Annotated in this window: 17 protein-coding genes; 7 read left to right on the top strand and 10 right to left on the bottom strand. The window is 62.3% G+C overall.

All coding sequences use genetic code 11. The features are described 5' to 3' along the window. Position 1: 1 nt before the first annotated feature. From N0P34_RS04820 to N0P34_RS04805, 4 genes are read left to right on the top strand one after another with little or no spacing between them, the layout of a single operon-like run. Positions 2-889, top strand: coding sequence for an ABC transporter permease (locus N0P34_RS04820; protein ID WP_275605879.1), 888 nt, complete (start codon positions 2-4; stop codon positions 887-889). Then, positions 886-1,704 (top strand): ABC transporter ATP-binding protein, encoded by an 819-nt coding sequence (locus N0P34_RS04815; RefSeq protein WP_275605878.1) that lies wholly within the window; start codon positions 886-888, stop codon positions 1,702-1,704. The genes N0P34_RS04820 and N0P34_RS04815 overlap by 4 nt, the downstream gene beginning before the upstream one ends. Beyond that, positions 1,701-2,612, top strand: a complete 912-nt coding sequence (locus N0P34_RS04810) for an ATP-binding cassette domain-containing protein (protein ID WP_275605877.1) — start codon at positions 1,701-1,703, stop codon at positions 2,610-2,612. Before N0P34_RS04815 ends, N0P34_RS04810 begins: the two co-directional genes overlap by 4 nt. Next, positions 2,612-3,031, top strand: coding sequence for a GNAT family N-acetyltransferase (locus N0P34_RS04805; RefSeq protein ID WP_275605876.1), 420 nt, complete (start codon positions 2,612-2,614; stop codon positions 3,029-3,031). Before N0P34_RS04810 ends, N0P34_RS04805 begins: the two co-directional genes overlap by 1 nt. A 7-nt stretch (positions 3,032-3,038) precedes the next feature. Here the strand turns inward: N0P34_RS04805 and N0P34_RS04800 are convergent, their stop codons facing one another. The 5 genes from N0P34_RS04800 to N0P34_RS04780 all read right to left on the bottom strand — a co-directional run bounded on the left by N0P34_RS04800 (position 3,039) and on the right by N0P34_RS04780 (position 9,118). Further along, positions 3,039-4,019, bottom strand: a complete 981-nt coding sequence (locus tag N0P34_RS04800) for a glycosyltransferase family A protein (protein WP_275605875.1) — start codon at positions 4,017-4,019, stop codon at positions 3,039-3,041. After that, positions 4,016-5,269, bottom strand: coding sequence for a glycosyltransferase family 4 protein (locus tag N0P34_RS04795; protein ID WP_275605874.1), 1,254 nt, complete (start codon positions 5,267-5,269; stop codon positions 4,016-4,018). Before N0P34_RS04795 ends, N0P34_RS04800 begins: the two co-directional genes overlap by 4 nt. Positions 5,270-5,344: 75 nt before the next feature. Beyond that, a complete protein-coding gene (locus tag N0P34_RS04790; RefSeq protein WP_275605873.1) occupies positions 5,345-6,682 on the bottom strand; it encodes an O-antigen ligase domain-containing protein in 1,338 nt (445 codons plus the stop codon). Positions 6,683-6,743: 61 nt separating this feature from the next. Further along, on the bottom strand, positions 6,744-7,712 hold the full coding sequence (locus N0P34_RS04785) for a glycosyltransferase (protein WP_275605872.1): 969 nt from the start codon (positions 7,710-7,712) through the stop codon (positions 6,744-6,746). A gap of 227 nt (positions 7,713-7,939) precedes the next feature. Beyond that, complete coding sequence (locus N0P34_RS04780) at positions 7,940-9,118, bottom strand: GNAT family N-acetyltransferase (protein WP_275605871.1); 1,179 nt, start codon at positions 9,116-9,118, stop codon at positions 7,940-7,942. 447 nt (positions 9,119-9,565) lie between these two features. Between N0P34_RS04780 and N0P34_RS04775 the strand changes: the two genes are divergently transcribed. Beyond that, the gene (locus N0P34_RS04775) at positions 9,566-11,383 is read left to right on the top strand and encodes a M10 family metallopeptidase C-terminal domain-containing protein (protein ID WP_275605870.1); all 1,818 of its coding nucleotides are present in this window, start codon (positions 9,566-9,568) and stop codon (positions 11,381-11,383) included. Between the two features lie 17 nt (positions 11,384-11,400). On the opposite strand, the gene N0P34_RS04770 is transcribed toward N0P34_RS04775, so the two are convergent. Continuing rightward, positions 11,401-13,026 carry a GMC family oxidoreductase gene (locus N0P34_RS04770; protein WP_275605869.1) on the bottom strand — a complete coding sequence of 542 codons (1,626 nt, stop codon included), beginning with the start codon at positions 13,024-13,026 and terminating at the stop codon, positions 11,401-11,403. 205 nt (positions 13,027-13,231) lie between these two features. Here N0P34_RS04770 and N0P34_RS04765 point away from each other — a divergent pair, with 205 nt between their 5' ends. Together N0P34_RS04765 and N0P34_RS04760 are read left to right on the top strand one after the other, a co-directional pair. Further along, the gene (locus tag N0P34_RS04765; protein ID WP_275605868.1) at positions 13,232-14,152 is read left to right on the top strand and encodes a glycosyltransferase family A protein; all 921 of its coding nucleotides are present in this window, start codon (positions 13,232-13,234) and stop codon (positions 14,150-14,152) included. A 203-nt stretch (positions 14,153-14,355) separates the two neighbouring features. Then, positions 14,356-15,513, top strand: coding sequence for a hypothetical protein (locus N0P34_RS04760; RefSeq protein ID WP_275605867.1), 1,158 nt, complete (start codon positions 14,356-14,358; stop codon positions 15,511-15,513). A 76-nt stretch (positions 15,514-15,589) separates the two neighbouring features. On the opposite strand, the gene N0P34_RS04755 is transcribed toward N0P34_RS04760, so the two are convergent. From N0P34_RS04755 to N0P34_RS04740, 4 genes are read right to left on the bottom strand one after another with little or no spacing between them, the layout of a single operon-like run. Continuing rightward, the gene (locus N0P34_RS04755; protein WP_275605866.1) at positions 15,590-16,957 is read right to left on the bottom strand and encodes an HlyD family type I secretion periplasmic adaptor subunit; all 1,368 of its coding nucleotides are present in this window, start codon (positions 16,955-16,957) and stop codon (positions 15,590-15,592) included. 26 nt (positions 16,958-16,983) lie between these two features. Then, positions 16,984-19,128: a peptidase domain-containing ABC transporter gene (locus tag N0P34_RS04750; RefSeq protein ID WP_275605865.1), complete on the bottom strand. Its 2,145-nt coding sequence runs from the start codon at positions 19,126-19,128 to the stop codon at positions 16,984-16,986. Positions 19,129-19,145: 17 nt separating this feature from the next. Further along, complete coding sequence (locus tag N0P34_RS04745; protein ID WP_275605864.1) at positions 19,146-19,439, bottom strand: hypothetical protein; 294 nt, start codon at positions 19,437-19,439, stop codon at positions 19,146-19,148. Between the two features lie 27 nt (positions 19,440-19,466). After that, positions 19,467-26,324, bottom strand: coding sequence for a DUF4082 domain-containing protein (locus N0P34_RS04740; RefSeq protein WP_275605863.1), 6,858 nt, complete (start codon positions 26,322-26,324; stop codon positions 19,467-19,469). Between the last annotated feature and the right edge of the window lie 295 nt (positions 26,325-26,619).

Here is a 26,619-nt window from a genome sequence, read left to right as displayed (position 1 = left end):
CATGCCCCTGCTCCGCCAGCTCCTGCACAACAAGAAGGCGGTGGTCGGCTTGACCATCATCATGTTGATCCTGCTCATCGCCATCTTCGCGCCGTTCCTCACCGAATATAGCCCGACCAAGCGCGTTGGCCGCCCACACCAGGCCCCGTCCTGGGACCATTGGCTTGGCACGACCCGCCTTGGCCACGACGTGTTCTCGCGCCTGATCCATGGCGCGCGGGTTTCGCTCGCCGTCGGCTTTGGCGCGGGCCTGCTCATCACCATCATCGGCACCATTCTGGGCATCATTGCCGGCTACAAGGGCGGCGTGATCGACGAGGTCATCAACTTCTTCACCAATATGGTGCTGGTCATCCCCAATTTGCCCCTGCTGCTGGTGCTTGCCGCCTTTATCGGTCAGGCCAGCCCGATGGTCATTGCCATCATTCTCGGCCTCACCTCCTGGGCCTGGGGCGTGCGCGTTACCCGTTCGGAAACGCTCTCCATTCGCCAGCGCGACTATGTTAAGTCCGCCGAAATGCTGGGCGAGCCGAGCTGGCGCATCATGGCCTTCGAGATTTTCCCGAACCTGATTTCCATCGTCGGCATCAATTTCATCGGTAGCGTCATCTTCGCCGTCATCGCTGAAGCCACGCTCGAATTCCTTGGCCTGGGTGATCCGAACACCGTCTCCTGGGGCATCATGCTCTATAACGCGCAGAACGCTTCTGCCCTCTCGGTCGGCGCCTGGTGGGATCTGCTCTCGCCGTGCTTTGCGCTGGCGCTGCTCGGCCTTGGCCTGGCGCTGGTCAATTTCGCCATCGACGAGATCGCCAATCCGCGCCTGCGCACTGGCGGCATACTCAATCGCTGGACCCGCATGGTCCATGCCGGAGAAGGCAAGCTATGACCACTCCCGTCCTCTCCGTCCGCAATCTCACCATCGACTATATCGGGGCTGAAAAGGATTTCTCGGCCGTCAAGAATGTCAGCTTCGACATCCAGCCGGGCGAGCTCTTCGGCCTCGCCGGCGAGTCGGGCTGCGGCAAATCCACCATCGCCTTCGCGGTCAGCCGCCTGCACCGCCCGCCTGCATTGATCCGCAAGGGCAGCCAGATCCTTGTCGACGGTCGCGATGTGCTCACGCTCGACGATCAGGAATTGCGAAAGTTCCGCTGGCGGGAAGTCGCCATGGTGTTCCAGAGCGCCATGAACTCGCTCAACCCGGTGCTGACCATCGAAGAGCAGTTCTACGATGTGCTGCGCACCCACACCGACATCACCCGGGCCAAGGCGCGCGAGCGTGCTGCCGAACTCCTCAAGCTGGTCGATATTTCCCCCGACCGCCTGTCCGCCTACCCCCACCAGTGCTCGGGCGGCATGCGCCAGCGCATCGTCATCGCTATCTGCCTCGCGCTCAATCCCAAGCTCTTGATCATGGATGAGCCCACCACCGCGCTCGACGTTGTCGTGCAGCGCGAGATCCTCCAGCGCATCGACGTGCTGCGCAAGCAGCTGGGTTTTGCCGTGTTGTTCATCACCCATGATTTGAGCCTGATGGTGCAGGTCTCCGACCGCATCGGCATCATGCTCGAAGGCAATCTGGTCGAGGTCAACGCCGCCCAGACCATCTACCGCTCGCCCCAGCACGACTACACGCGCCGCCTCTGGGCCTCCATGCCCAAGCTGCACGGCGCCCAGATCTCTCGCGAGGCCACATCATGAGCCAAACCGCGCCCATCCTCGCCCTCGACAATGTTTCGAAGATCTTTGGCGGCAAGGACAAGCCCGTCTATGCCGCCCGCGACGTTTCCTTCGCGCTCCATTCCGGCCGCACGCTTGCGCTTGTCGGCGAAAGCGGCTCTGGCAAGACCACGGCTGCTCGCCTCATCATGCGTGAATATGTTCCAGACCAGGGACAATTGCTGTTCAAGGGTGCACCACAGGGCAAGGCCGACGCCAAGGCGGTCAAGGCCTATCGCTCGTCTGTGCAGATGGTCTTCCAGGACCCTTTCTCTTCGCTCAATCCGGCCCACACCATCTTCTATCACCTCGAGCGCCCGCTTCGCCTCCACCAGAAAGGCCTCAACGCAGCACAGCGCAAGGCTGCGGTCGAAGAGCTGCTGGCCCGGGTCAAGCTCGACCCGGCCATTGTCATGCCGAAATATCCCCACGAGCTTTCGGGCGGCCAGCGCCAGCGCATCTCGATTGCCCGTGCGCTCGCGGTCAATCCGCAGGTCATCGTCGCAGACGAGCCCACGTCCATGCTCGACGTCTCGGTGCGCCTCGGCATTCTCAATCTGCTCAACGACATGAAGGCGGAGCTGGGCCTTGCCCTCCTCTACATCACCCATGACATCGCCACGGCCCGCTATGTGGCCGAGGACATCATGGTGATGTATGCCGGCCAGATCGTCGAATGGGGTGCAACAGACAGCGTGCTCGAAAACCCGCAGCACCCCTATACCCGCCTCCTGCTCTCGGCCGTGCCCGATCCGGACCGGCGGTTTTCGGAAGCCGGCGCAGAACTGGACCAGGTGGAAACGATCCGCCGCCAGTCCGCACTGCCACAGTCCGAAATCCGCCAGATCTCGGAAAACCACTTCATCCGCCCCATGCCCGAAGAGCGGTGATGACGATCAATCTCAAACTGACCGATGCGCCGACCAGCGATGAACTGGCGGCCATCGGCGACGGTCTTGCCGCCTTCAACGCTGCCGATGCCGGTCCCTCCGACCGCCTTCCCCTCGCCATCACCCTCACCGATGAAGTCGGCGCCTTCCTGGGCGGCCTCTCCGGGTACACCGCCTGGGGCTGGCTCTATATTCAGTGGCTGTTCATCGCCGAGCCCCTGCGCGGTCAGGGCTGGGCGCCGCGCCTACTTGAGGCCGCAGAAGCCGAAGCCCGCGCGCGCGGCTGCCACGCCGCCCATATCGACACCTTCAGTCCTGTGGCCCTCAAGACATACCAACGCGCTGGCTACAAGACCTTCGGCGAACTCCCGGACTTCCCCAAGGGCCGCACCCGCACCTTCCTCCAAAAGCAGCTCTAATTACGATCTAAACCTGTCGCCGACGACGCGGCAAAGCGATCGCCTGCCAAGCCTTGGCAAATCGTCCTTTCCCCCATCTTGCGACCATGAAGCCAAGCGCCGACACGCAACCGGGGTACAGCCGCAGCGCGCTGGCCAGAAAGCCAATGGCGCGCCTCCGCTTGCCGAACTTGTGCATGTAGTGGGCGAGATCGAGCCGCAGCAGCGCGTGCTGATAGGGGTAAAGGGCAAGCACATCCTTATTCTTTTTGAGGATACGAATGAGCCCCGTGCACTCCCGGCGCTTGTTGCGTGAAATGCTGTCGGCCGACATGAATCCAAGCACCACAGGGATCGTGTCCTCGTAAATGTCGGTGTTCCGCGCCACGCGAACCGCAAATTCCCAGTCTTCATTGGCCCGCGCTACTGGGTCGAACCACACATCTCCGGGGTAACAATTCCGCCGGAACAACGTGTTTTGCAGGCTGATCCGATTATCCATCAGCAGATGCTGCAGCGTATCGCCGCCGACAACCAACCTCGTGGCGGGGTCCGGTGCGACCGCGGCCTTCCCCGCGCCGAAAGAGAACTTCTGGTCACGCCCATAAAGGATCTTGGGTCCCGTCACCACTCCATAGGCCGGGCCCAGCGTGGCCATCAACTGCATCTGCCGCTCAAGTTTCCCGGGCAGCCACAGATCGTCGCTATCATGGAAAGCGATAAAACTCCCCCGTGCCAACGCTATCCCCGAGTTGCGCGCGGCCCCGGCCCCGCCATTCTTGGGGCGCCGGAAAAACTTCACCCTCGGGTCGTGAAAGCCCAGGACGATCGGCTCTACATCCTCCATAGATCCGTCATCGACAACGATCAGTTCAATGTCGGTCCAGGATTGCGACAGCACGCTGGCCATCGCATCACCCAAGGTCTTCGAGCGATTATAGGTGGGTATGATCACCGACACGGTCGGCGAGCGCTCCGGGGCAATAGCGGGTTCGTGCTCTTTATTCATTGTGTGACCATGTCCAGATCCGCCGGTGGCCAGGAGCCATGGGCGGCAGCCGATAGTTTCGCGGTTTCGATCCTGCGCTTATGCTGCTTGTTGCGCGGCACATGGTTCTGGAATTCACGTTGGAATGCCCTTCCCAAGACGCTGGCCACTTCGGGCATCTTTGAAGCAGCGCCCTGCCGAACGACGGTCTCGTAGACCTTGAGGAGGCGCGCGCTCATATGCTCGAGGCTGAAATTGTGCTCCACGATCTGGCGACCCATCCGGCCCAGTGCCTCTCGCAAACCAGTGTCGGCGAGCAGAAGCCCGATCTGCTCCGCCAGATTGTCACTCCCGCCATCGCCGATGCCGTAAAAGCCCTGATGCATGAAAAGAGCGACGGAATCCGCGTCGAAGACGCGCGAAAATCCGCCTTCCCCCTGCACGATCAGTGGACGCCCGATGGAGAGGGCCCGCAGGGCGGAACTGCCCATGCCGAGCACGATATCGGCCGCCGCATAGGCCGGCCTTGGGTCCCCTTCCTCGCCGAGAAGCGTCACCACCTCTCGCCCATGCCGCGCATTGACGGCCGCCGCACGATTGAAAAGGGCCTCGTAGGCCGGTCCACCGCCGACGATCGCCAGCCGGACCCGATAGCGATCGGCGGCGACATCGATGGCGTCGATGGCGCGAACCAGGGCATCAAGCTTGAGATCGACGGCAAGCCGCGACACGATCACCGCCAATAGCTCGCCCTTCCCGAGCGCCAGCCGACGACGAAAGGCACTGGCGTCTATTCCTGGATTGTCCCGCTCGATATCGATTGGCGGCTCGATCGCCCAGACCGGCCCGGGCCGGGCCTTGCGCCCCGCTTCCGTCAACTCGGCCGTGCCCATGATCAGCGGCAGCGATGGCGGCACGAAGGGCGAAAGCGTCATATCGAGAATGGTTGCCAGCACCGGCACCCGCCCGACAAGCCCTGCGCCCAGATAGGCGTCGAGGCATGGCGGCCATTCATATGTGTGGATGAGATCAGCCTTCTCCCGCCGCGCCAGCGCGTAGAGCTGGGCGATCTTGGGCGGCGCGGGCCGATATTTGAAATCCACGGCGCGGACGAATTTCAGGCCACGCTCCCTGACATAGGGCACCAGCGGACCATCGGTGCCGTAAATGATGACGTCATTGCCCTTCGCGGCAATGGAGGCGGCCAGATCGATGGCGTTGATCTGGCTCCCGCCAATGCTCAATTCATGCGGATAGACGATGATTTTCATGTGACACCAGCACGCCCCCTGCTCTGTAGCCCGACCCTACCGACGCGCCCGGACGGCCGGAATCAACACAACGGGCTAGCGCAGATCGTCCTGCTCGGCGCGGACGGAACGCCTGCCTGCATCCGGTCCCGCCAGGTCTGCCATCCACCTTCCGCTCCCCAGCAGCAGGATGAAGAGCACATAGGTCGCGCCCCAAAAATGAACCATCCAGCCGGCGAGGAAAAAGCCGCACATGGATATGAGAAACGCAAGCCTGCACCGCTCGGCGCGCGCATCGAGGCCCTTGGCAAAGCCGACCGAAAGTGTGGTGGAAAAGAACGCTACGGTCATGAAAACGGCCGCGGGAATGCCGCCGACAATGGCGTTGACCAGCCAGAACATGTCGACGCTGAACGGCATCCACTCTGGCCGGTCCCATTCCCCCAGCCCCACACCGAAAATGGGATGGTTGAGCACCGACTGTGACCCGAATTCCCAGATCAGCAGCCGGAAATAGGCTGACGCCTCATCCAGCGCGAAATAGGAAAACAGGATCGCCGGAAGCGGACGGTTGGACAGCAGGTCCAGCACGAGCACCAGCGAAAAAAAGCCACCGATCAGCAGCCACCAGCGGTTCTTCAGCTTCCCCAGGACCTTGTCCCAGGTCAGCAGCATGACCTGCACGATCACGGTCGACATCGGTCCGGAGGACATCGAGAGAAATGCTGTGACAGCGACGATCCCCGTGCTCGCCAGCCGCCGCGTCGCCGATTTGGCATGACCGCGGACAACATAGGTCATGGCAAGCGCACCCGAGCAGAACACGCCAAACAGGATCGGATGCTCGAACACCGATTGGACGCGCCTTATGCCCATCCTTGGCGGTTGGTAATTGATGATGTGGGTGGGCAGGACCTTGGTGGCCAGCTCCAGCACGATGTTGCGGCCTGTCGCCACCTCCAGCAGGGCGAGCGGAAACAGCACCATGCCGACGATCACGAACAGCAGGCGGGCCAGGGCTTCGTAGTCGCGCGAAGAGCGGATATAGGCGCGCGCGACCATGAACGTGCCCAGGGTCTCGAGCACCTGGCTGCCGGCCTGCTCGACCGCTCCGGGCAATCCATGCGCCATCACCAGGGCGACGCAGATCCAGCACGAAAACAGCAGGATGGCGACATCGGCGACGCCGATCCGCCCCGCCTTGCCCCCAAAAATCCGGAACAGGGCCGGAAAGAAGGTCACGATCAGCACAATCCGGTAGGGCTGCATGGAGAGCGAGCCCAGGGGAATGATCCAGGGAATGATCAGGGACCAGCAAAGGGCCACCACTGGCCAGCCAAGTTTCACCCTGTCGGACGCGGGATTGATCGCCTTGGAAACCGGCTCCGCACGGGACGCGCGCAATTGGTTTTCGGCCTGCCGCGAGCGCAACACCCGCTTCGGTCTCTCGAGCGTTCGAACCGATTGCGATCGGGCCAGCCGGGCGTCAGGCACACTAATTCTGGACAACGCGCTCGAACTCCAGTTCCGGACTGCTGCGGACCCCGAGCAACCCTTTCAGAATACCGGCTCGCGCAATACTGACCCGGTCATAGGCAAAGGCCTGTGCGTCGATGGCGATCTGCCGTGCGAAGCGCTGCCGCAACGCGGCGTCAGCAGAAAGATGGACCAGGGCCGCTGCCAGGCTCGCGACGTCTCCTGGCGGCACGACCAGCCCGTTTCGGCCATCGTCCACCATGCGCGAGGCGCCCATGGGCGTGGTGATCACCGGCACGCCACAGCCGCCGGCCTCCAGTGTGACCTGCGGCCCGCCTTCTTCCAGCGTCGGAAAAACGAACGCATCGCAGGATCGGTAGAGATCACCAAGATTGGCGGTAAAGGGCATGAGTCTCACCCCATGCTGCGCGGCCTCTGCCAAACGCCTGCCGAGGCAGGGCTCGACATCACCCACGATCAACAGCTCACCCGCGATCCCGCTCCGCTTCCAGGCCTCCAGCAGTTCGGGAATTCCCTTGCGAACGCACGCGGTGCCGACGAACAGAGCCCGAAAACCATCGCCCCGTTCCACTGCGCCCGTGCCGGCAAAGCGCGCGGGCTCCCACCCGAAACTGGTCGGCAGGATCCGCTCGGCAGACACGCCTGCTTCAACGAGGGAGGCCTCGGCGCATGGATTGGAGGCAAAGACAAAGTCGTAAAGTGCCAGCTCCAGGAGTTCGGCGGCAGCGGCCTCTTCGGTAATTGCGTGCGCCGGTGCCAGGCCGGCCCTCCGATAGGCGCGGTCAAGGATGGGCTTGGCGGTTGCCATGCAGCAATTGATCATTTCCCGGACCGTGACGATCCCCAATTGCTTTGCATGCTGGACCAGTTCCGGCGGAGATCCCGGCCAGAAATAGGCGATCGTCGATTGCGGATCGGCCGCATCGAGCGCCCGCCTGAAGTCCTGGGCAAGCTGTCGATCGGCCATGGACCGCACCAGGCTCCAGGGCAGCCTGGCGAACGGGAAGTGCAGACATTGCCGGAACTCGATGTTCTCCGGGCCCTCGGCGCGACGCCGAGGCACGAACAGGATGGGCCGTATGGATTGAGAGACGAATTGGGAAAGAATGTTGACGCAACTTTGCGGCCAGCCCCCGCCGGCATAGGGAAGTCTGCAATAGGTAAGGCAAGTGATGCCCGGTGCTGCGTCCTGCCTCACGGTGCGACCTCGGCGTCGGTTGCGATGACAGTTCCGCGCCGACGCCACGCAGTCTTGAGATGGCCGATCCATTTGAACGAATGGGCCATCTGGCGAGCGCCCTCGTTGGCCAGGGTGAAGAGGGAGTGGATCCACAGCACGACCACCGGCCAGGGGCGCGGTGCAGCTACCATCATGTCCCGCTCCAACCGCAGAGCTTGCCCGAAGCGGGATTTGTACTCAGCCTCGCCTTGGCCAAAATCCATCATTTTTACAGATGAATCTCTGGATAGATCGCCGATCATCCTGATCATCGAAAAACGACCGACAGCATAATCAGAATAAACCGGATCAAATCCCGGCGTCCCGACAGCGAATACTTGGGCATATGCTGTTCCTGGCCAGAAGGCGACTGGCCGGCCGGCGCAATAGAGCATCCAGACCCGCGACCAGCCCATTTTCAACCCCAACTGCAGGAGCGCGCGATCGAGCGCCACACCCGAGAACGCGGCACCCAGCTTGTGTTGGTAGGTCACTGCCGCCACCGCGGTCATGTCCCTGCAGGCTTCGTCCAGATCGTCGGGATCGCGGAAACACCGCAGCTCTACATCACCCTCGAAATGCTTGAACAACTCACGCTCTTCGCGACGAAGCTTCTTGCGCGTCGAGGCTGTGCGCCGGGCCAGGAACGCCTCAAGGCTTTCTGAGACGTCGATGACCCAGCGGTGGGAGGGCACCTGCCCGTGGCCTCGAAACAACCAGTGGTTGACGGATATGGCCGCTGCAAGCCGGTCGCCGGCAAGGTCGAGATTGCGGGCGATGAGGAGGTCGGCGTCACCACAGGCCAGCGCATCGCGCAACTTGGCAAAGGCGAGCGCTTCGTCGGCTCGCCCGCGCGCGCCCAAAATGCCGTCGAACGACAAAATGAGGCCCCGGAGCCTGACCTGGGCCAGCGTGGAATAGCCCAGTTTAAGCGGCAGATGCATATCCTCTATCCGCGCGACCACCAGCATGTCGCGATCATCGGCGCGGATATGAATGACATGGGGGCGGACAGCACTTGGAAGCTCTTTTACGACCGTGAGGAAGTAGTCGATATCGGCATCGATATTGGGAACGTTAAGCGAGGCCCACACTGCTCGCAGGGCCTCGACTGCTTCGATCGTCCTCGCAACGACAACCTCTACCGTCCCCATCGACAATGCCCCCGGGGTTCAAGGACCCACGTGTCTGCTCTGATCGGGTGAGTCTATCGCATCCAAACTACAGCCGGAAAATCGACCGAACGGGCTATCAGGCGACCGGGAATCGACAAAAAATCCCGCTTTTTCCTTACCGCCAACCAAAAAAATGCCCGCGTCAACTCGTCGCTCCCGGCCTCAAATACGCGCGTTAATCGGACAGTTACAAATTACTAACACCGAAGCAAAAAACGTCTTCCCAAGAGCAAATCTCCGGCACCCCTTTTAGTACGAATCAGAAGTACCACTAGCCACCCATCCACTGCCTGGCGGATTTTAAGCCCCAAAATTGCCCAGATGCTGGGAGATTTCCATAGCCTCCATAAAAAGAATAGGTGATTAACTATGGGGTACTGGCCCGATGGAACTAATACTGGATTACCCGAAGGGGTTATACTTGATGTGCGCACGGGTGACATCATTGTCACCAAAGCGGGTACTGTTTTGTCTGGCCTCGATATTCGGGGAACGGTCTACATCCAGGCAGACAACGTAACTATTCAGAACAGCAAGATCACCAGTGGCGGCTTCTCGGTCATCAACGTCAAACAGGGTGTGACCGGCACTGTCATCCAGGACAGTGAGCTTGATGGTCTCGGTAAGGCCGGCAAGGGCATTATCGGCCATGGCACGTTCCTGCGGAACGACATCCACCATGTCGTCGACGGCATCGATGTGAACGGCAACAACACTCACATCGAAGGCAACTACATCCACGACCTGATCGGTTACATGGATGATCCGCACTATGACGGCATCAACATCGACGCCAGCAATGTGACGGTGAAGCGGAATACGGTCATCGTCGACCATTCGCAGACCTCCGCGCTCATGGTCTCGAGTGACTGGGGTACGGTCCGCAACGTTCTCGTGGAAGACAACCTCCTCGTGGGCGCCGGCTACACCGTGTACGCAGTGACCGGCAAGGCCGGCCCGGGCACGCTGGTGGATGTCAAGTTCATCGACAACCATTTCGGCAAGGGCCAGTGGGGCACGTTCAACACGAACACCACGGTCCACCAGTCGGGCAATACCACCGATGGACATCAGCTGGTCGCTGGCCTGTCCGATGACGGCGCCTATGTGCCGTCCAATCCGAGTGAGCCCCAGCCGGGCAATCCGGATCCGGTGCCTGAAGGTCCAGATCCCGCGCCGATCCCTTCCAAGGGCGCGACCGAGGGTGACGACGTTCTGACCGGTGATGCCAGCGCCAATACAATCAATGGCCTGGGCGGCAACGACCGCATCGATGGCGGTGCCGGCAACGACACCATCAACGGTGGTGCGGGCAATGACACGATCATTGGCGGCCTCGGCCGGGATACCCTCACCGGCGGCGCCGGCAACGACACCTTCGTCTTCCGCTCCACCGGCGATTCCGGGACCAGCAACTCGACCCGAGATGTGATCACGGACTTCGTCACGGGCCAGGACAAGATCGACCTCAGCGCCATCGACGCCAATAGCCGCACCTCCGCTAACGACGGGTTCACCTTCCTGGCGGAAAACGACGCGATCTTCACCAAGACGGCCGGCGAACTGGCATGGCATACCGATGCCGCCAATAACCGCACGATCGTCCAGATCGACGTCAACGGCGACGGCAAGAGCGATCTCGATATTGCCCTCACCGGGATCAAGCAGCTGACGGCCCGTGATTTTGTCGGCATCGCCGGCACATCCGATCCTGCTCCGACACTGCCCACCACCCCGACGCCGACGCCAACTCCAGGTCCGACCAATGCGATCAACGGCACCTCTAATGCCGATCGTCTGACCGGCACCAATGGCGACGACATCATTGACGGCCGCGCCGGCAACGACACCCTCGTCGGCGGCAATGGCAATGACGTCCTGATCGGCGGTACGGGCCGGGATACGCTCACCGGCGGCGCCGGGAACGACGTGTTCCAGTTCAAGGCCGTCAACGAAATGGGAACCCGCGCTGGGGCCCGCGACGTGATCACGGACTTCATCAAGGGCCAGGACAAGATCGACCTCTCCGAGATCGATGCCAATAGCCGCGCCTCCGGCAACCAGGCCTTCAGCTTCGTTGCTGGCGATGACACCCTCTTCAACAAGAAGCCCGGCGAAATTGCCTGGCACACCGAAAAGGGCATCACCGTCATCCAGGGTGATATCAACGGTGATGGCCGCCACGACTTCGAGATTCAGCTGACTGGCAACATCCAGCTGACCGAGGGTGACTTCATCCTCTAATCTCCTGCGTCTCGACCTTACGAACTGAAGGAAGGCTCCCGTCCGAAAGGATTGGAGCCTTCCTTTTTGCTCCCCGGCCGCAAGGCGTCCGCCGCTGTCGAGCGGCCCAGATAGGAATCGCCCAGCCACATGGCGAGCTTCATGATGGTGAAGGTCGGGTTGGCGCTGCCCGCAGTCGGAAAGACCGAGGCGCTGGCAATTGCCAGATTGGGAATCGTGTGACACCGCAAATTCGGTCCAACCACCGAGCTGGCAGGATCGGTTCCCATGCGCGTCGAGCCTGACGGGTGGGCGCAGGCTTCTGCCCGATCGCTGATATTGCCTGCCGGATCCAACACCGAAGGGTTCCAGTCAAGCGGGCAGAGATTGTCGAAGCCCGAGTGTTTCCAATAGCTTGCCAGGCGCCGCACCGTTGATCGAAAGGTCTGCTCGTCCGCGGCGCGCGGCTTCCAGTCGAACTGGGCCAGCTTCATTCCCATGCGATCGGCCTGTGTTGACAGGCGGATACGATTTTCCGGGTGGGGCAATTGCTCGACACAGGCCATCAGGCGGAATGGAACGTCGCGGGGCACATAAAGCTGACGGTAGCGGAGCCGCCAGTATGCAGCCGTGGACAGCAGCCCCACTTGGCCGATGGCCTGGCGCAATTGCCCGCTTTCCAGCCGCCTCTCCTGCAAGCCATGGGCGATCGACCTGATGATCGACAGTCCACTAGTTGCCAGATCCATCGACACATAGACAAAGCCGCTCGAAACACCGTCCTCGACCTGCGCACTGTGGGCCAGTTCGAGGTGCAGGTCGCGTCGCGTCCCCTTGATGAAGCGAAATCCGAGCATGTGATTGGTCAACTCCGGGCGCTGTCGGTTGACCACGGCAACCTCCGCCTTGAGATGATCCTGGAAATAGCGCCCCAGGGCATCGGTGCCGGCAAAGGCGCGCCCGTCATTGGCGGCATCGAGCGCCAACAAAAGGCGGGTTGATTCAATCGTGCCCGCTGCAATCGTGAATTCCTCGGCGCGGACCGTCACGCTGGCTCCGGAAAGACTGCGTGCGGTCAGCGCCCTCAGCCTCCCCTGCTCGCGGTCGAGATCGAAACCGACCACGGTCGCATGGAGCACGACCGTCAGATTGGCGCTGTCTCGGATTTCCTTGCCCAGCGCGGTCAAGATGTTGCAGCGCGCAAAGGTGGGGCACTTGGCCCAGCGCGCCCGGAAATTCTCGACATCGGCGAGAAGAAGGCCCGTCGCCCCGGGCATGGCCGCGTCGATATCTTCAAAGGAATCGTGCCCGATCTGGAACAAATCCTCCAGCTCGTGATGATATCGGTCGAGTGTCTCCAGCGCGAAGGGCCACCCCTCCTGCGCGACATGGTCCCGCCTGCCGTGTTCGTCCGGACTGATCGGAATTATGCGCCCGCCCCAGCGCGAGGATGAGCCACCGAGGCCCCTGTAGCGACCGGTTTTCTCGCGTCCATAGCGCCCATCCGGGTCGTCTATGCCATTGAGGTCATGTATCTCGCCGTCGAAATCGAGCCCCCCGCTTTCGAGGACCATTACCCGTTTGTGGTGCCGGGCGAGCCGGGTCGCCAGCAAAAGCCCGGCTATCCCGCCCCCCACAATGCAATGGGTTGCGCCGGTCGGCAAATCTGAGCTTCCTGCCACGAGATCGCGTATTGTCATCAAGGACACCCACATATGTTAAGAGGAGTCTTAGCGTGACCTGAGGTGTGGCCTGCTGAGCAGTACGGCGGGGGGATTTCACCGTTCGGTCTAAGCCATTCATGGCTCTCGGGTTATTGCCCCAGATAGTCCATCGCACCACTCTGGGCCAAATTCAGGGAGTGCAGGAATGCCCGAAGCGCCGCGTGTCAGCATTATTCTGCCCCATCTGAACGAACCCGACCTGCTCAGTTGCCTGCGATCGCTCGACCGGCAGCGTGCGGACGGCATCCCATTCGAGGTGCTCGTGGTCGATAATGGCTCGACAGTGCTGCCGGAGGGAACGGTGTCGCTCGTTTCGGGGGTCCGCCTGCTGTATCAACCCATTCCGGGGCCAGGCCCGGCCCGCAATCTTGGCGCCGAGGAAGCCCGCGGCGACCTTCTCCTCTTCATCGACGCGGACTGCATCGCCATGCCGCACTGGTTGTCGCGGATCGTACATTATTTCGACGAGCATCCCGAGATCGACATCATCGGTGGCGACATTCGTATCCAGCCTGCAAAGGCCAACCAGCTCACCGCCGTCGAGGCCTATGAGAGCGTCTATAGTTACCGCGCCCGCTATTATGTGGAGCGCCATGGCTTTGCCGCCACCGGCAATATGGCGGTGCGCGCGGAAGTGTTCCGCAAGGTCGGGCCCTTTGGCGGCATCGGCACCATGGAGGACACCGCCTGGGGCCAGCGCGCGACGGGCATGGGCCACCGCATCGCCTTTGTCGAAGGCGCCTGCGTCAAGACCCCTTCATGCCGGTCCTTCGGTGAACTGGCGCGTCGCTGGGATCGCCACATCGCCCACGAATTCGGCGAAATCGAAAAATCCGTCATGGGCAAGACCCGCTGGCTCGTAAAGAGCGCTGTCATGGCCCTGTCGCCGTTCGGCGAAATTCCAACCATCCTGCGCTCCAACCGACTCGACACCGCGCAGGAGCGCTGGCGGTGCTTTGTCTGCCTCGCGCAGGTGCGGCTTTATCGGGCCCGACGCATGGTGGGACTGGCCTGGCATGACAACGCATCCTCCATGGTTGACCTCTGGAACCGCGAAAAGCGCTAGCCGACCCAATCCATCGGTCTAGGCGCGCCTTCGTTTTTAGGCCCACCGCGACTGGTGCTCCATCGCAAAGGCGATGTCCGGCATGGTTGGGGACATGCCAACTTGCTCAAAACCACAATGGGGAATGGCCGATGCTGAACGGTGTCGATGGAGACGGGCGAATGGCGAGTGCACCGGGGGAAACACCCGACCGGATAGCAGGCATGAGGCTCGATAGCGCCACAAGCGCCGATCGCCTGCCCCAACTCTGCGATCTGGCGACCGAAGGCCTCAAGCGCATGATCCTGCCGGATCTGCGTGTCGCCCACACGATGCGCAGCGTCGGCAATCGCAATGGCTCCGGCACCACTGCCGAGGGCGATAATCTGCGCTATGCGGCGAACGTCGCCCAGGGACTCGGCTGGCTACCAGAACAGGTCCAACGCGACGTGCTCGGCGGCTGGACAGCCATAGACCTCGCCCTCAATTGCGTCGAGCGCGCCCGAATATCGGGAGAGCCGGGGGCTGTCGCCCTGTCGGCCTGGGCCGCTGCGGAAACCGCGGGCGTCTACACGCCCGATCTGTTCGCAATCCTTGCCATGGCGCTCTCCAGCCCGACGGCAATCCATACCGTTCCCTGCGCTTGGGCCCTGACCGCAGCGCTGGCCGCACGCCATCTTGGTGACACCAGCGAGGTGCAACGGCTCGCGACAGCCAAACTCAGGCAAGGGCAGTCCGCCTCGGGTCTTTTCCCCCACGTCCTGCCATCGGATTCAGCGGGATGGATCCGTCGCCACATCGGCAGCTTCGCCGACCAGGTCTATCCCATCCAGGCTCTCTCTCGCCTGAGTGCGGCAAACGGTGATCGGGAAGCGCTGCGGGCCGCCAATGCCTGTGCGGCGCGGATCGTGCTGTTGCAGGGTAGTGCTGGGCAGTGGTGGTGGCACTACGACACCCGCGACGGTCAAGTCGTCGAGGGCTATCCGGTCTATAGCGTGCACCAGCATGCCATGGCGCCCATGGCCCTGCTCGACCTCCTCGATGCCGGCGGCGTCGATTACCGCGCGGCGCTAGCCAAGGGGCTACGTTGGATCGACAATCGTCCCGAGACCAAACAACCAATGGTCTCAGAGGCCGACGGCACCATCTGGCGCAAGGTCGGCCGCAGCGAGCCCAGCAAGCTCGCCCGCAAGCTGGGTGCCTTCACCACCGCAGTCAGCCCCGGCCTGCACGTGCCCTACATCGACACAGTGCTCCCGGCCGACAAGGTCGACCGCGAATGTCGGCCCTATGAATTTGGCTGGATGCTCTATGCCTGGCGCTCCCACGGCGTCATCGACCAGCTTCGCCGGACCGGCAGCATTCGTCTGCGACTGGACTGAAATTTCGCGATTGAACGCGGCGCCGCGCCAATAGCTCCGGGCCTCTGACGCGACCCCTCCGGGGTCGCGTTGCATTTCACGGTTCGCGCAGCGCTTCGTCTAGGCCACGGATCAATGGATGGAGGAAATAGGATATCACCGTGCGTTCGCCGGCATGGATCTCGGCGGACACCGTCATCCCGGGCAGAAGCACGAAGTTCTCCGGCAAATCCGTGAGCCGCCCTTCTCCCAGCTTGATGCCGACCTTGTAGAATGCCGGACCCTTGCTCTGGTCGGCGCCATTGGACGGCGAAAACGAACTCCCGCTGATCGTCGTGACCGTACCGTCCATGGTGCCGTGCACCGGGAACGGGAAGGCGTCGAATTTCACCCGCGCCAGGTCCCCCAGCGCCAGATGGCCAATATCTTCGCCGGCGACCATCACCTCGACATCGAGCGGAACATTGATGGGCACAAGCGTGATCAACGGCTCTGCCGGCTGGATCACCGAGGCGATCGAGCGTTCGGCCACTTCGAGCACGGCGCCATCGGCCGGCGCATAGAGCTTGGACATGGTGGCCCGAAGCTCCACCTTGCGAAATTCCTCCCGCGCCTCGGCATGTTTGTCATCGAGATCGACCAATTGCTCCAGCGCCATGCGCCGGTAGTCCTCGATAAAATTCTGCCGTTCCGCCACGGTCTTGTTCAATTGCTCGATCGCCTGCGCATGCTGCCCGACGATCTGGCTCACCGAAACCTGAAGATCGAGATTGAGGTCGCGGCTTTCCAGCAGAGCGAGCCGCGAACCATTGCCGGTCTGGGCGAGATCGGAGCGCATGCTTTCGATTTCGCGTAGCCCCGCCAGCCGCTGGTCGAGCGCAGTTTGCTGGGTGAGGGATGCGTCAATGACCGCCTGGCTCTGCGCGATCTGCGCGTCGAAATCGGCGATCCGCGCTTCATAGGCGAGCCGACGCTGGCGGAAGAGCTGTTCCTGCATCTTCTCTTCGGCCGATGCAGCCTCGCCCGGCGCATAGGACAGCCCGTCCACTTCCGCCCGTAGCCGCGCGACCTGGGCGCCGAGATTGGCGAGCCGCGATTTCAGCTGCCCGGCGTCTGAGGAGCTGAACGTCGGATCGAGCGTCGCCAGCAACTGCCCCTTCTTGACGATATCGCCGGGCCTGACTGCGATATCGCGGATGATCGAGGTCTCGAGCGGCTGGACCACCAGCATGGGTTGGCTGGTGGACAATTTGCCCGGCGCCACGACGATCTCGTCTATTTTCGACACGCTGGCCCACGCAATTGCTGAGCAAATCGCAGTTGCCACGAGGTACAGCGTCAGCCGCGCCGCAATCGGCGGCTTGCGCTCCTCGAGCGCAATGGCGTCGGTCTGGAAATCCATGACCGCGCTCTGGGCAACGGGCTTTTCAACCACTTCGTTGGCGGCCTTGGGCGGCTTTACCAAGCGGGGCTTTTTCTTCTCTGCGACACTCATCCTGCAAGCTTCATCTGCTGGTTCCACAGGTGGCGATAGGTGGTGCAGCGCGACACCAGCTGGCTATGCGGACCGATATCGACCAGATGGCCGCGATCGAGCACCAGTATGGCATCCGCATCGGTCAGCATCGACAGCCGGTGGGAGACGATGATCACCGTGCGTCCGGCCGCTATGCCCTTGATGGAGCGCTTGACGATGGCCTCGCTCTCGGGGTCGAGCGCGCTGGTGGCTTCGTCGAGAATGAGGATTTTTGGTTTGGTCACCAGCGCCCGGGCGATGGACAGGCGCTGCCGCTGCCCGCCGGAGAGGTTCTCGGCCCCCTCCTCGATCAGCGTGTCGAAACCACGTGGCAATTGCTCGATGAACTCGGTCGCGCCGGCCAGCCGCGCCGCTTCCACCACCTCTTCAAAGGTCGCATCCGGCTTGGCCGCGGCTATGTTCTCGCGCACCGTGCCGCGGAACAGGAAACTGTCCTGCAGCACGACGCCGATGTTGCGCCGCAGATGCCCCAGATCGAGCTCGCGCACATCATGCCCGCTGATGCGGATCAGGCCCTGCTGGATGGGATAGAGCCCCTGGATCAGACGCGTCATCGTGCTCTTGCCCGAGCCGCTTCTGCCCACGACGCCCAAAACACTACCACCGGGCATGCTGAAGCTGACATCATTGAGCGCGAAGGCCCCGTCCTGCCCATAGCGGAAGGCGACATTTTCGAATTCGACGCCGCCGCTAAGGTCCGGCCGCAGCCCCTCGCTCCTGCCGGCATGCTCCACCCGTTCGTTCATCACCTGGCCCAGCATGCGCACCGAGAGGGCGACCTCCTGATACTCGTGAACCATGGTGACGATCTGCACCAGCGGCCCCGAGACGCGGCCCGCCAGCATGTTGAAGGCGATCAGCGCACCCACAGTCAGCACGCCATCGAACACCTGCATGGCACCGAAGACGATGATCGCCACCGACATCAATTTCTCGATGAGGCCGGTCACCGCCTGCGCGGTCACCGAAATCACCTCCACCTTGAACCGGCTGTTGATGGTCTGGGCCGAGCGGTCATCCCAATTACGTCGCTGCAACGGCTCCATCGCGAGAGATTTGAGCGTGCGCACCCCATGCATGGTCTCCACAAGCAGACCCTGCCGCTCGCCCTCGGCGGCATAGAGATCGGCGAGGCGCTTGCGGAACGGCGCAACCAGCAAGGCCACAACAAGCCCGATCAGCGCACTGCACCCCAGCACGATCAGCGCCAGCGTCGGGCTGTAGAGGAACAGCACCGGAATGAACACGAAGAGCGACATCGCGTCGAGCAGGGTCAGGAACAGCCGACCGGTCAGAAATTCCCGGATCCGGCTCGCCTGCTGCATATGCTTGACGAGCACACCGGCCGAGGCATGTTCGAAAAAGGTGATCGGCAGATTGAGCAGATGCTTGAATGTGCGCGTCGCCACGCGGATATCGATCCGGTTGGTGGCGTAGACCAGCAGATAGCGCCTCAAAAAGACGAAAAGCGCCTCGAACATCAGCGCCACGCCGATACCCACCGCCAGCACGGCCAGCGTCGAATAGCTCTCGTGCACCAATACCTTGTCGATGACGAGCTGGAAAAAGATCGGCGTCGCCAGCCCCAGCGCATAAAGAAACAGCGCTGCCACCGCCACATCGATGAACAGCCGCCGCTGCTGCAGGATTTCCGGAATGAACCAGCGGAAGCCGAACGGCTGCTCCGGGTCGGACATGCCGAAACTACGCTTGGCCAGCAGCACCTCGCCGTTCCAGTGCTTGGCAAACTGGTCGAGCGGCACGACGATCATGCCGCCCGACGCTTCCGCCAGCGGGTCGAAGATGCGCAGCACACCGGCGCCGGCATCATTCTTTTCGGCGCCCACCAGCACGACCCAATTGCCATTGTTCAGCCTGACCAGCGCCGGATAGGCCTGACCCAGCTGGAGCAAGGCCCGTGGCCGCAGCCGGGTTTTCCTGGCCTTGAGCCCGCCATTCCGGGCCATGCGCAGCACCAGATCGGGCCCCACCCCCTCGTCGCCGACGGCATATTCGGCGACCAGCCGCTCGGCACTCACGTCAAGTCCATGGTGCCGCAGGATGGCGGAGAGGCAGATAGGTCCGGTCTGGATCGACATGTGAAGGGCTTACGCGGTTACATGAAATTGGGGGAGTTGGTGCCGTTCGAACCGGCCGGCTTGGCCGGGATCTGGTCGGGTTCGTTGCGGCGGATGGCCCCCGCCTCGATCAGCCCGTTCATGGCGTTCTGGAGAACTTCGAAGCTGTTGGCAAAGCCCTCGAGCGACATGACGATGCGCATGCGGTGCTCGGGCACCGGCTGGCCCCTGTCGTCCCGCATGGTGTGCGACAGGCTCACCAGGTCGAGCCGCATGATCGTTCCGGTCACCGTGATTTCGCCAATGGCATCGGCATAGATTTCGGCCTGCATATTCAATACTCCAGTTGGCGTGACGGCTCAGGAAGCGAGCTGTGCGTTGAAGACGACGTCGACATAGTAGTTTGCGGAATTGTAGCTGCTGTTCGGGAAGGCGCTGGACGTGCCATAGGCGTAAAGCCCGTTCCCGCCGCTCGAAGAGCTGGAGGGTGCAGTCAGCGGACCGGACGTCATGGCTTGCTCGAAGCCTCTCCCGCTGACCGAGTAATTCCCGTTCGTGTGATAGGAAATCACATAGGTCGTGCCCGCGGTGATGGCGATCGGGTTGGCAAAATTGGCCGTCTGCCAGCCGCTGGCGGTTTCGTTCTGGAAAGTCACCCGCCCCAGATTGGTCCCGGTGGAACTCCACAGCGTTGCCTCATGGGGCCCGATATTGTTGGGACCCTTGTAGAACTTCGCCCCGGTGATGAAGCCGGCTTGCGAGCTGGTGAACTTCATGCCCAGATTGACCCCGTTGGGATCGTTGACCGAGACGGTCTGCGGCACCGAATTGGCTGGAAACAGGGAGATGCCACTGGAGACAGGAGCGGCCGCCACATTCAGCCCGACATTGGCCGACGCTGTGCCGCCCCGGCCATCCGAGATGGAATAGGTGAAATTGGCAGCGCCCGAATAGCCGTTTGTCGGCGTGAAGGTCACCACATTGGTCTGGGCATTGAAGGTCACGGTGCCGTTCGTGGCCCCGCTGACGCCGGTGATGGTAAGTGCATCGCCATTGGCGTCGGTATCATTGGCCAGAAGCGTTGCCGCCTGGATCTGCAGCGCCGTATTGGGCTGTACGGTCAAGCCGCTATCTGCAGTCGCGACGGGCGCCGTATTGGTGCCTTGCTCGTAAAAGACATCCACCCAGTAATTGGTGGCGTTGTAGCTATTGGTCGGGAACACACTCGATGCGCCGTACGAATACAGCCCGTTGCCATTGCCGGACCCGCTGGCCGTCTGCGCCGCGGTGATCCCATTATTGGTGATTGGGGCGGAGAAAGTCGCACCGGTCGCCGAATAATAGCCACTGGTGGTGTGATACGAGACCACATAGCTCGTGCCTGCCGTGACCGCGATCGGGCTCGCAAAGCTGGCCGACTGCCAGCCACTGGCCGTCTCATTGGTGAAGGTTACGGTCCCCAGCTTGGTGCCGGTGCTGGTCCACAGCGTGCCGGTATGAGTCCCGGTGTTTTGCGGTCCCTTGTAGAAACGCACGCCATTGATCGTGCCCGCCTGGGCGACGCTGAACCGCATCCCCAGTTCGACCGAGGAGCCATCATTCACGGTGGTCGTCGCCGGCGTCGCATTGGCGGCAAACAGATTGGCGCCGGTGACCGTCGCGGTAACCGCCAGAGACACCCCGGCGGATGCCGTGCCGCCGCGCCCGTCAGCGACGGAATAGGTGAAGCTCGCCGCGCCGGTATAATTGTTGGCGGGGGTGAAGGTGATGACATTTGTCGCCGCGTTGAAGGCGACCGTGCCATTGGTGGCCCCGCTCACCCCGGTGATGGTCAGCGCGTCGCCATCGGGATCGGTGTCATTGGCCAAAAGGCTTGCCGCTGTGATCTGCACCGCCTCGTTCCGCCGCACGCCGATGCCGGTGTCGTTGGTGGCGACCGGAGGCCGATTGGCTGCCGCGGCAACATTGAGCCCAACATTGGCGCTTGCAGTGCCGCCCTTTCCATCGCTGATGGCATAGGTGAAGGAGGCCGCGCCCGAATAGCCGGCGGTCGGCGTGAACACGACCGAATTGGTCTGCGCGTTGTAGACCGCCGTACCGTTGATCCCATTGCTGACGCCGGTGATCACAAGCGGATCGCTGTCCGGGTCACTGTCATTGGCCAGAAGTGTCGTCGCGCTCAGCGTCAACGCCGTGTTCTGGGGGGTCGAATAGCCGCTGTCATTATTGGCAACAGGCGGCCTGTTGGTGCTCGGCGCATAGTACACATCCACCCAGTAATTGGTGGCGTTGTAGCTATTGGTCGGGAACACGCTCGATGCGCCATAAGAATACAGTCCATTGCCATTGCCGGACCCGCTGGCCGTCTGCGCGGCAGTAATCCCGTTATTGGTGATGGGGGCGGAGAAGGTTGCGCTCGTGGCGGAGTAATAGCCTGATGTCGTGTGATAGGAGACGACATAGCCCGTGCCGGCCGTCACTGCGATCGGGCTCGCGAAGCTGGCCGACTGCCAGCCGCTGGCCGTCTCATTGGTGAAGGTGACCGTCCCCAGCTTGGTTCCGGTGCTGGTCCACAGCGTGCCGGTATGCGTCCCGGTATTCTGCGGTCCCTTGTAGAAGCGGATACCGTTGATTGTGCCCGCCTGGGCGACGCTGAACCGCATCCCCAGTTCCACCGAGGAGCCATCATTTACGGTGGTCGTCACCGGCGTCGCATTGGCTGCAAACAGATTGGCGCCGCTAACCGGCAATGTGACCGCGAGCGACACCCCGGCAGACGCCGTGCCGCCCCGACCATCGGCGACGGAATAGGTAAAGCTCGCCGCCCCCGTGTACCCGGTCGTGGGCGTAAAGGTGATCACATTGCTCGTCGCGTCGAACGACACAGTACCGTTCGTCGCACCGTTGACCCCGGTAATGGTCAGCGCGTCGCCGTCCGGATCACTGTCATTGGCCAAGAGGCTTGCCGCCGTGATCTGCACGGCTTCGTTGCGGCGTACGCCAATTCCGGTGTCGTTGGTCGCGACCGGCGGTCGGTTGGCTCCTGCCGAAACGGTCAGTCCGACAGTTGCGCTGGCCGTGCCGCCGCGCCCGTCGCTGATCGAATAGACGAAGGATGCAGCCCCTGAATAGCCGGTGGTCGGCGTGAACACGACCGAATTGGTCTGCGCATTGAACACCGCCGTGCCGTTGACCGCATTGCTGACGCCGCTAATCACAAGCGGATCACTGTCCGGATCATTGTCATTGGCCAGCAAGGTCGTCGCACTCAGCGTCAACGCCGTATTCTGCGACGTCGAATAGCCACTGTCATTGGTGGCCACCGGAGATCTGTTGGTGGACTCGCTCGTCGAATTCATGATGACGTCGACCCAGTAATTGGTCGATCCGAACGAGCTGGTCGGCATCACATTTCCGGTGCCGTAGGTATAGACCCCATTGGCCCCGGCCGGCGCTGTCAGCAGGCCGCTCGTGTGGCTTGTAGCGAAGTAATTGCTTGTCGTCGCATAGTGGCCATTGCTGTGATAGCTCGCAACATACGTTTGCCCGGCCGTGATCGGCACGGGATTGCTGAACATCACGGTCTGCCAGCCGCTAGCGGTTTCGTTGACGAAAGTGGCCGTGGCCAACAGTGCGCCCGTGCTGCTCCAGAGCGAGCCGGTATGCGTGCCCGTATCGAGCGCACTCTTGTAATATTTGATCCCGCTGATGACCCCGGCTGCAGACGCCACGAATTTGACGCCCAGATTGACCTGGGCAGCGTCGGCATTGCTGAGAGTGGTTGGCGTGTCCGTCGGCTGAAACAGCGTGCTGGTGCTGACGGCAGCGGCGACGGTCATGTTGACCATGGCCGCGCCCGTTCCCCCGCGTCCATCCGAGATCGAATAGCCGAACGATGCCGGGCCGGTATAGCCGGCGGCGGGGGTGAAGGTAAGGGTCTGCGCTGCGGCATTGAAGGTCACGGTACCGTTGGAGGCCGATCCCGCCCCGATCACCGTCAGTTCGTCATTATTGGGATCGGTGTCGTTGGCGAGCAGCGTAGCCATCGAGAACGTAATCGGCGTGTCGCGCTGTACCAGATAGCCGTCGTCATTATTGCCGATCGGCGCCGCATTGGGCGTGGGTACGCCGCTGAACACCACGTCGACGAAATAGTTGGTCCCCGAAGCATCGATCGTGGGAAAGGCGCTGGCGCTGTCATACGAGTAGGTACCGGCCGTCGCGGTGAGCGGACCACGGGTCTTGGGCGAGGTAAAATAGTCCGGCGACGCGGCATAACCGATACCGTAGCTGCTGGCCACATAGGTCGTGCCCGCCGTTATCGAGATCGGATTGTCGAAGACGACGGTCTGCCAGCCGCTCGGCGTTTCATTGCGGAAGGTGGCGCGCGCCAGCAATTGCCCGGTCGAAGTCCAGAGCGAGCCGATATGTTCGCCGCTATTGCCCGTACCCTTGAAATAGCGCAGCCCGACAATGCTGCCAGACTGGTTCGAGGAGAATGTGACCCCCAGATTGACCGGCCGATCGTCCTGGTTGAAGGGTGTCGTCGGCAAATCGCCCGGGCCGAAAAGCGTGCCCGATCCGCCCTGGTCGACCGTAACGGTCCGGCCGGCACCGGGAGTTTCGAGATTGATGCTGTCGTCGACGGCGCGCGACAGGATCGTGTAATTGCCGCCAACCAGCGGCGTCCAGCTATAGCTCCAGCTATTGGAGCCCTTGGCGCGATGCCAGGACTGACCGCCATTGGTGGACACTTCCACCACCGAAACAAGGCCGCCACCGGCATCCGTCGCCGTGCCGGTGATGGTGACTGTCTTGGCCGCCTCGAGCGGTTCGCTCAGCGGATTGATCACCGTCGTCGGCGCCGCATTGTCCGTCGTCTGGGCGGCCGCAACGAGGCTCTGCATCAGCGTCGTCGGCTGCACGCCCATATCGGCGAACAGATTGATCATCGCCTGCTGCACATTGCGGTCGATCGGCGTCGTCTCGAGGTCGTGGTGGCTGTCGAGGCCCCAGGACCAGTAGACAGTGCCCGCGCCGAATACCAGCGCCCCGCTGGGCGCACGATAAAGCGTCAGGCTGTGGTCGGCCGTGCCGGGGCCGGTCGATGTACCATAGTCGAGCAGCAGCGTATTGACGTCGACCGTCGTGGAGGACAGCGGCACCAGGCCCGCCGGACGGAAGCCGTTGTCGACATCGGAATCCCACTCATAGCCGAGCAGGTTCTTGGTGAGCGTATAGACCTCGCCGGGATTGGTATTGGCGACGTCGGTATTGCGCCAGAACCGCAGATTGGACATGTCATAGGGCACGTCGATCGCGTCGAGCCGATACGAATCCACCGTGAACATCGTGCCGGTGAGCGCATTCTCCGGCTTTCCTGACCCGAGCACCGGATCGCGCCATGTGGACGTCGTCCCGTCCGGATCGCTATCCCTGTTGTCCCAGCGTTCCTTATAGGAAACGAGCGTCTTGTACGGGGTCCCCGTGCCATCGATGCTGGTCTCCCAGCGGGTCTGCCAATAGACTTCGTTGCCGCTCCAAAACGACAGATTGACCCCAGAATCGCGCGCCGCTTCGACATTGGCGCGCTGTTCGGCCGACCAATATTCGTCGTGCCCGACCGACAGGAAGATCTTGCTGTTCAAGAGCTGTGCGCCGTCTGCAGCAGCGTCGATGCCGGAGATGTAATTGATGTCGTAGCCATTCTGCTCGAGAAAGCGGATGGCCGAGTATTCGGCGCCGAAGATGTAGTCCTGCGGCCCGGCCGCAAAACCGCCATCGCGGGTGATGATGGGCCGGTTATAGCTGACCTTGCTGGCGCGCCCGGTGCGCAGGCCGCCGTCGACACCGCCGTAAAAATTGTAGCCGCCCCACCAATTATACGCCTGCCAGGTCGTATCGGCGGTCTGGAAGGTGACGTCGCTGGGAGCTTCATCGTTGCGAACGATGAAGGGGATCATGTTTTCGCCCATCGAGCCGTCGAGGCGCGTCAGCTTGGCGAAATAGACCCCCGAGACGGCATCGTCCGGGATATCCCAGGACGCCGTGACCGACCAGTTTCCGGCATCGACCAGCTTGGTCTCCGGATCGAATATGGGCAAGGGCTGAGATTGAGCCGTAGTCAAATTCCGATTGATGGTGTGCATCAACCTGGCGCCGTCGCCATTGTAATAGCCAAGGCGATAGACATCGATCTTGTAGTTCTTGGAATCAGTGCTGATCTTGAAATCGACCGTTTCCCCGTGATTGAGCGTGAACTGGGAGGCGAAGCCCTCGATCGTCGAATCGTGCTGGTCGATCAGCCATTCGCTCTCGGGCGTCCCCTGCTTCATGTTCTCGAGGACGATCGCATTGGGCGCGGCGTCCAGGTTCACGAGAGCGGCGCTGACGGTCCGGGCAAGGCCCATGCTGTCCCCGCTCGCCGCGCTCTCTTCCGGTTCATAAAGGTCGAGGACGCGCTGCGAATACCCGGTCGGCTGGCCATTGCTCGCTGCAGGTCCCCCTGTGCGGATCGAGCACATGGTGCAGGCCCGGCCCGTGCAACTGCCACAGGGCGTCGTGCCCGCCGCGTTGATCCAGCTGGTGCGCCAGTCGAGCATCGCCGCGGAATTTGTCTGCTCGGTCTCGGGCGCTCCGACGGAATTTGAGCCGGACGGCGCGGTCAGGGCCTTGGTCGGGGATTGCGCGGTGGCGGGCGAGACGCTTGCGCCGGCCCCGGATGTTTGCCCGGTTTCCGCAGACGGCCCTGTCGATGGCGCTCCCGAAGTCACTGGAGCGATCGCTGACGCCGTCGCCGACAAATCGGTTCCGCCCACCACTCCACTATCCGCCGGAGGCGTCGAAAGGAGGGATGGTGTGGCAATGGGTTCATAGGCTTTCGGGGCGAAGACCTGGCTCGCACCGGCGCTCGCACTCCCCGAGAAATAGGACACGGGCGCGGCCATGCCGCCGATCACGGCCGAAGAGCTGGCCAGGGGATTGTCAGTGCCGCGCAGCCAGTCAGTCTTCGCCAGGGCGTGCTTTTCGCGGAGCGGCATCACCGGACTGCCGGCATCCCGCGACACGGCGAAGCGGGCCTGTTCGCTACCGCGGCGGAACCGCTGTGCCCTCGAGCCATCCCGCGTCGCGCGGGCCAAGGATGACATTCCCACCCAGCTCAATTGGGACTGGTTGGTGCGCTGCTTCTCGGCGATGCTGAAGCGTTCCACTGACATCTTGTTTGCTCCTCTTCCAGACTTGTCCCACGCGTCCGGGGAGTAGAAAATCAGCCGAAGGGTTAGCGGTATCCCCGAGAGCTAGACCGTCGGCTGCGGCGACCAATACCTCTGAAAACCAGGTGTCGGGCGGGCCATCCTCCCGGCCCGGCCCGACGCCCGGCTTGCGCAGGAAACACCGCCGTGTCCGCAGCGCCACGAACGCTGCCTGGACGGCCGTCTTTCGACCCTGCTAATGGACGCAGCTGACTTTGACCCTGCGCCTCCAGATCGATCAGATCGGTATTTCACTGGA

Origin of the sequence: Devosia sp. FJ2-5-3, from assembly GCF_029201545.1 — a bacterium.
Classification (GTDB): Bacteria; Pseudomonadota; Alphaproteobacteria; order Rhizobiales; family Devosiaceae; genus Devosia.
This window is presented reverse-complemented; position numbering and strand designations above follow the sequence as displayed.

Excerpts from the sequence above, each read along its gene's own strand:
- N0P34_RS04780 (WP_275605871.1), bottom strand. The coding sequence starts at position 9,118 with ATGGGGACGGTAGAGGTTGTCGTTGCGAGGACGATCGAAGCAGTCGAG.
- N0P34_RS04765 (WP_275605868.1), top strand. The coding sequence starts at position 13,232 with ATGCCCGAAGCGCCGCGTGTCAGCATTATTCTGCCCCATCTGAACGAA.
- N0P34_RS04805 (WP_275605876.1), top strand. The coding sequence starts at position 2,612 with ATGACGATCAATCTCAAACTGACCGATGCGCCGACCAGCGATGAACTG.
- N0P34_RS04760 (WP_275605867.1), top strand. The coding sequence starts at position 14,356 with ATGAGGCTCGATAGCGCCACAAGCGCCGATCGCCTGCCCCAACTCTGC.
- N0P34_RS04815 (WP_275605878.1), top strand. The coding sequence starts at position 886 with ATGACCACTCCCGTCCTCTCCGTCCGCAATCTCACCATCGACTATATC.
- N0P34_RS04785 (WP_275605872.1), bottom strand. The coding sequence starts at position 7,712 with ATGGCCGATCGACAGCTTGCCCAGGACTTCAGGCGGGCGCTCGATGCG.
- N0P34_RS04795 (WP_275605874.1), bottom strand. The coding sequence starts at position 5,269 with ATGAAAATCATCGTCTATCCGCATGAATTGAGCATTGGCGGGAGCCAG.
- N0P34_RS04740 (WP_275605863.1), bottom strand. The coding sequence starts at position 26,324 with ATGTCAGTGGAACGCTTCAGCATCGCCGAGAAGCAGCGCACCAACCAG.
- N0P34_RS04745 (WP_275605864.1), bottom strand. The coding sequence starts at position 19,439 with ATGCAGGCCGAAATCTATGCCGATGCCATTGGCGAAATCACGGTGACC.
- N0P34_RS04810 (WP_275605877.1), top strand. The coding sequence starts at position 1,701 with ATGAGCCAAACCGCGCCCATCCTCGCCCTCGACAATGTTTCGAAGATC.
- N0P34_RS04750 (WP_275605865.1), bottom strand. The coding sequence starts at position 19,128 with ATGTCGATCCAGACCGGACCTATCTGCCTCTCCGCCATCCTGCGGCAC.
- N0P34_RS04820 (WP_275605879.1), top strand. The coding sequence starts at position 2 with ATGCCCCTGCTCCGCCAGCTCCTGCACAACAAGAAGGCGGTGGTCGGC.
- N0P34_RS04800 (WP_275605875.1), bottom strand. The coding sequence starts at position 4,019 with ATGAATAAAGAGCACGAACCCGCTATTGCCCCGGAGCGCTCGCCGACC.